This window comes from Candidatus Hydrogenedentota bacterium (genome assembly GCA_019695095.1).
In the GTDB taxonomy this organism is placed as follows: Bacteria; Hydrogenedentota; Hydrogenedentia; order Hydrogenedentales; family SLHB01; genus JAIBAQ01.
In genome coordinates this window covers 1-4352 of the sequence record JAIBAQ010000319.1, presented here as the reverse complement: position 1 = coordinate 4352, position 4352 = coordinate 1, and the positions used below count along the sequence as shown (strand labels likewise).

Annotated in this window: 5 protein-coding genes; 1 reads left to right on the top strand and 4 read right to left on the bottom strand. The window is 55.1% G+C overall.

Annotation, left to right across the window (positions count from 1 at the left end; all coding sequences use genetic code 11):
- Nucleotides 1-225: 225 nt before the first annotated feature.
- Entirely contained in the window at nucleotides 226-939 is a 714-nt protein-coding gene (locus K1Y02_25640) for an MBL fold metallo-hydrolase (protein ID MBX7259763.1), read from the bottom strand.
- A 300-nt stretch (nucleotides 940-1239) separates the two neighbouring features.
- On the opposite strand from K1Y02_25640, the gene K1Y02_25635 reads away from it, so the two are divergent.
- Entirely contained in the window at nucleotides 1240-1383 is a 144-nt protein-coding gene (locus K1Y02_25635; GenBank protein MBX7259762.1) for a four helix bundle suffix domain-containing protein, read from the top strand.
- A 138-nt stretch (nucleotides 1384-1521) separates the two neighbouring features.
- On the opposite strand, the gene K1Y02_25630 is transcribed toward K1Y02_25635, so the two are convergent.
- The 3 genes from K1Y02_25630 to K1Y02_25620 form a co-directional block, all read right to left on the bottom strand.
- Nucleotides 1522-2487: a hypothetical protein gene (locus K1Y02_25630; GenBank protein ID MBX7259761.1), complete on the bottom strand. Its 966-nt coding sequence runs from the start codon at nucleotides 2485-2487 to the stop codon at nucleotides 1522-1524.
- 74 nt (nucleotides 2488-2561) lie between these two features.
- Nucleotides 2562-3464 carry a hypothetical protein gene (locus K1Y02_25625; GenBank protein ID MBX7259760.1) on the bottom strand — a complete coding sequence of 301 codons (903 nt, stop codon included), beginning with the start codon at nucleotides 3462-3464 and terminating at the stop codon, nucleotides 2562-2564.
- Between the two features lie 88 nt (nucleotides 3465-3552).
- Nucleotides 3553-4352 (bottom strand): ROK family protein (locus tag K1Y02_25620; protein ID MBX7259759.1); only part of this gene is annotated, 800 nt, incomplete at its 5' end.

The window sequence follows — 4352 nt, the reverse complement described above, 5'->3', positions numbered from 1 at the left end:
ACCGGCTCTTGGGCGTACGTGAGCGTTGCCGAGACCAGGATAAGCAGAGCGGCCCTCATTGCCCTGGAAGCCATTCGCATGACGTGTGCCCCGATCTCCTGCATGTTCATCGTGTGCCCCCCATTTTAATGATATGCCTCTTTAGCCCGAGCAAGGAGCGCCAATCCGCTCCAGGCGTTGCGTCATCATTCTGACACGGTCCGTTTGGCGTTGAAAAGGCGTACCCTACCGCCATTGCACAAGGCCGCTGTTCAGCGCCTGCTCCACGCGGCGTCGAGGATTATGGAAATAGCTCAGACCATGCCCCGCGAGCATCACGTCGGTATCGACGCGCGCAAATCGGCGCAGGGACTCGATGTAAACCTTCTTGTCGAAGTCGATGGAACCGCTCCAACCGTGGTCGCCGCAGAGCAAGGTGCCGATAACGTCGCCACACGCCACGACGCGCTTGCCATCGTGCGTGAAGAAGTAGGCCGTGCAGCCCATTGTGTGGCCGGGCAGGTGCATCACCTCGAATTCGATGCCGCACACGGTTACGTGTTGGCCGTCCTCGACAATTTCGTCGACTTCGCACGGCGTGAACGGCTTGTGATACAGAAACCCGCAACACCGCTCGTCGCCGCTACGGATTGAGTCAGCCGTGACTCGCTGCGCGTAGAGGCGCACGCCGCGCTCGCGCAATAAGTGAGCCGCTCCCGCGTGGTCATAGTGGCCATGCGTCAACAGGCACGCCCGGATATCGTCCGGGTCCAGACCCCAATACCGCATGTTGTCAAAGATCTGTGGCAGGGTTTCGCCGTTCCCGCAATCGATTAACACGATGCCGCCCGGCGCAACGATAGCGTACGAGTTTCCGTCTTCAAACCCGGCGTCCACGCCGCACCAGGTTATGCCGTTTAGGTCACCGCCAATCTGATAAATGCCTTTCAAGAGCTGCATGGAAGTCTCCAAGTGTATGAGGTCAGGTCGAAGGATTATAACCGGTTGAAGGTCATTTGGGCAGTTGCGCTCGATGGACATTTTGGACAGTATGGACGGAATGGACAAAATGGAGATCAAGACTAGGCGGACAGAACATGTGGGAATGAGGCCGAAATCGGCAGATGAGGTAGCACGTTGGGTGAAAGAACAGGCGGGGATAGAAAGAGTGAAATCCCCTGGACAGGACCCCAATAGTCTGGAGTCTGCGTCCATCAAGTCCATTTCGTCCATGAGGCCAGACCATACCGTCTACTAAGGATCGCTGCAATCTCAGTACTTGTCCTCATTGGCGTAGTTACGACTGTTCTTGACAGACAACTCGCAGCCCAGGCCAAGAGGTTCGAAGAAGAAGGCGGATTTACTGAACGGTTGTATCGAGTTCGAACACAAAGGCGTCGATAAGGCACGAACCCTGTCTTTTGTTCTGAAACTTCGATCACCTACCAGATTAACCAGCGGTATCCGTCTGGCATGATGAAGTCTCGAGATTTCACGAGATTGTGTCAGTTCGCAGAATAAAGCATTGTGCACTCTGAGCAGTCACGTGTCCTCGTTAACAGCTAATTCCTCACGTTGGCGCCGCCAGAGGCGTCGCGCTAGGAAGGTCGCAAACAGGCCAAGCAAGGATATGCCAAATGCTAACAGGTAGTCCTTGGGGGACGAATAGTAGCGTCTGGGTTCTTGATTGAGCAGTCTGCTGTAGCGGGGAACATCGGGCACGTAGACTATAGGGATCATTGAGCCGATTTGAAGGCTCTTCCAGTACTCAGGATCGACGGACATATCGCACTTGGCCGTCTTCCCATTTGGAGACTGCACACGATATACAACACGTTTTACAGGGCCTGCCATGGCGGTAGGCAATGCTTCCACTTGCCCGAAGCCTTGTACACCTTGCTCCTCAATCAGACGAAAGCAACGTTGTTCGTCGTATGTCGCGTAGGCCACTGCGAGCCCAAGCGCCACGAAGGCCGGTCCCGCTATCGCGAGAAACATGGCAAGAGATCTGAACTCGCGTTTCCTCAGGGTGTTGAATGCAATGGGATTTGCCTGTTTGACTCTGGCCTCGATCAATTTGGACAAGTCTCTAAACCCATCTATCCTGCTTGTGATTCTGGCGATGGGTTTTCGGTTGGTATCAAAGAGGACGAAAGAGCCACGAACATAGGCCAGTGGGAGGCCGCCGATCCGATCCCAGTTTAGTTCCTGAGTCGATTGAAGAGTCTCAATCCGAATGCGTTCTTCGCCCACTTCGACCCTGATTGCGGTTTGTTTCAATGAGCGGGCCTCGCCAAGCATGCCCAAACCGCAGAACAAGGGCATGAACGTCGCGGCAAGAAACCAAGTCAGGTCGAGGGTCACAAACGCTGAGATTAGGAAGCCTATCGCTGCAAAAACGAGAAGCGCTATGCCGGCCACAATGCGGAGCTTGATACTAGTCGCCAAGTTCTTCCTAATCTCAAACACGCGCTCTACTGCTTCGACTCCCAGCTTGTCTCGTGTCATCGATACATCACCCCGAATCCACAGGCCCTCATCAGCCAGTCGCCTCCTGAGCCAACGCCGTCGCGCCGGGATTCTTACCCACCGTTCACTGCGGCCGACTCCTCACAGTGGCGAAGCCAAAGACGTCGCGCTTGAAAGAATGAAAAGAAGCCAAACAGCACGAGCCCTGTGCAAACTACGTAGCTCTTCACCGGATTTTCAGGTGGTTTGATTTCATCACGCACTAGTCGGCTAAAGCGAGGTGCCTCTGGCACGTAGACGATGGGGAGCAACGATCCGACTTCCAAGCTCTCCCAATACTTCTGGTCGACTATTACATCACCCGTCGCCGCTTTACCGTTTGTCGACAGTACGCGATACACAACACGCTTTACGGGACCAATCATGGCGGTACGAAGCGATTCCACTTGCCCCATGCCTTGCACGCCCTGTTCATTCAGTAGTTGGAAACCGCGCAACTCCTCATGCGTGTCGTACATACCGGCAAGACCTAGGATTATGAAGAACACCGAACTCAAGGCCAGTCCAATAGAGACTTTTCTCTTTTCGCGGGCTTCAAAATAGGAGGAAGCGTGAGAATTCATTTCTCCGATCTTGTAGCTCACGATGTCGACTAATTCGTCCAGTGACTCCAGGATGCCCGGCAGTTTAACCAAGGGTCTTCCGGTCCTCTGGCAAATTATGAGCACAGCGTCTCCGCGCCATATACATCCTCCGATTTGCTCCCACGTCCATTCGTTGGTGGCACGCCGATGTTCGACTCGGAGGCATTGTTCACCGACTGTGACTCTGATAGGAGCTCGCAAGAGGTTGTATGCCCTAGAAAGCACGTTCAGACCCAGAAGCCCTAGAACGAGCGTCATGATCCCAAAGTACATGAAGTCTAAAGTCACATACGTGGAGACGACGAGGAGTATCACCACCAAGACGAAGAGCGCCACACAACCAATGAGATGGAGTCCGAGGTTGCTCCTCACGGATTTCTTCCTCTCGAAAACGCGCTCTGATCTCTCGGTAGAAGGAGCAGATTGTGTCATCGATACATTACCCTGTGTGCGCAATTCCCTAGCAGCCCGTCGCCTCCTGAGCCAGCGCAATTGCCCCCAGCACGCCTGCCCGGTTGCCGAGTCCAGGCGGCACGATAAAGTCATCTATATTTTCCAGAATGGCTTGTGCTTGGATGTATCCATTGAGGATTTCTTGGACATGGCGGCGCACTTTCGGAAAGAGATGTACCTGATCCATTACGCCGCCGCCCATGATGATGCGTTGCGGTGAAAGGATATAGATTTGCGGGACAATCCCGTGTGCCAAGTACTTGGCTTCAAGGTCCCAAGCCGGATGGTCGGGTGGAAGGTTTTCGGCACGTTCGTTCCAGCGTTGCTCAATGGCCGGACCGGACGCTAGCCCTTCGAGACAGTCCTTGTGGTAGGGGCACGCACCCTCAAAGGGGTCTTCGACACGGTCGTGTTTCATGAGAACGTGTCCCATCTCAGGATGCATGAGACCGTGGATGAGTTTGCCGCCGACCATCGCACCGCCGCCGATTCCGGTGCCGATAGTGATGTACACGAACGTGTCGAGGCCTTGCGCCGCTCCCCATCGGAACTCGCCCAAGGCAGCTCCGTTCACGTCGGTGTCGAAGCCGATGGGGACGCCGAGCGCTTTGCCAATCGGACCCGCCAGGTCGGTTTGCGCCCAACCCGGCTTGGGGGTCGTAGTGACGAAGCCGAAAGTCGGAGACCCAGGGTTCGGGTCAACCGGTCCGAACGACGCGATACCAACGCTCTTCAGCGATCCGTGAGACTTTTGCATGGCCTGAAAGAACTCAATGGACCGGCGAATACACTCATCGGGTGACGAGG

Coding starts and splice junctions, on each gene's coding strand:
- K1Y02_25630 (MBX7259761.1), bottom strand. CDS start 2,487: ATGACACGAGACAAGCTGGGAGTCGAAGCAGTAGAGCGCGTGTTTGAG.
- K1Y02_25640 (MBX7259763.1), bottom strand. CDS start 939: ATGCAGCTCTTGAAAGGCATTTATCAGATTGGCGGTGACCTAAACGGC.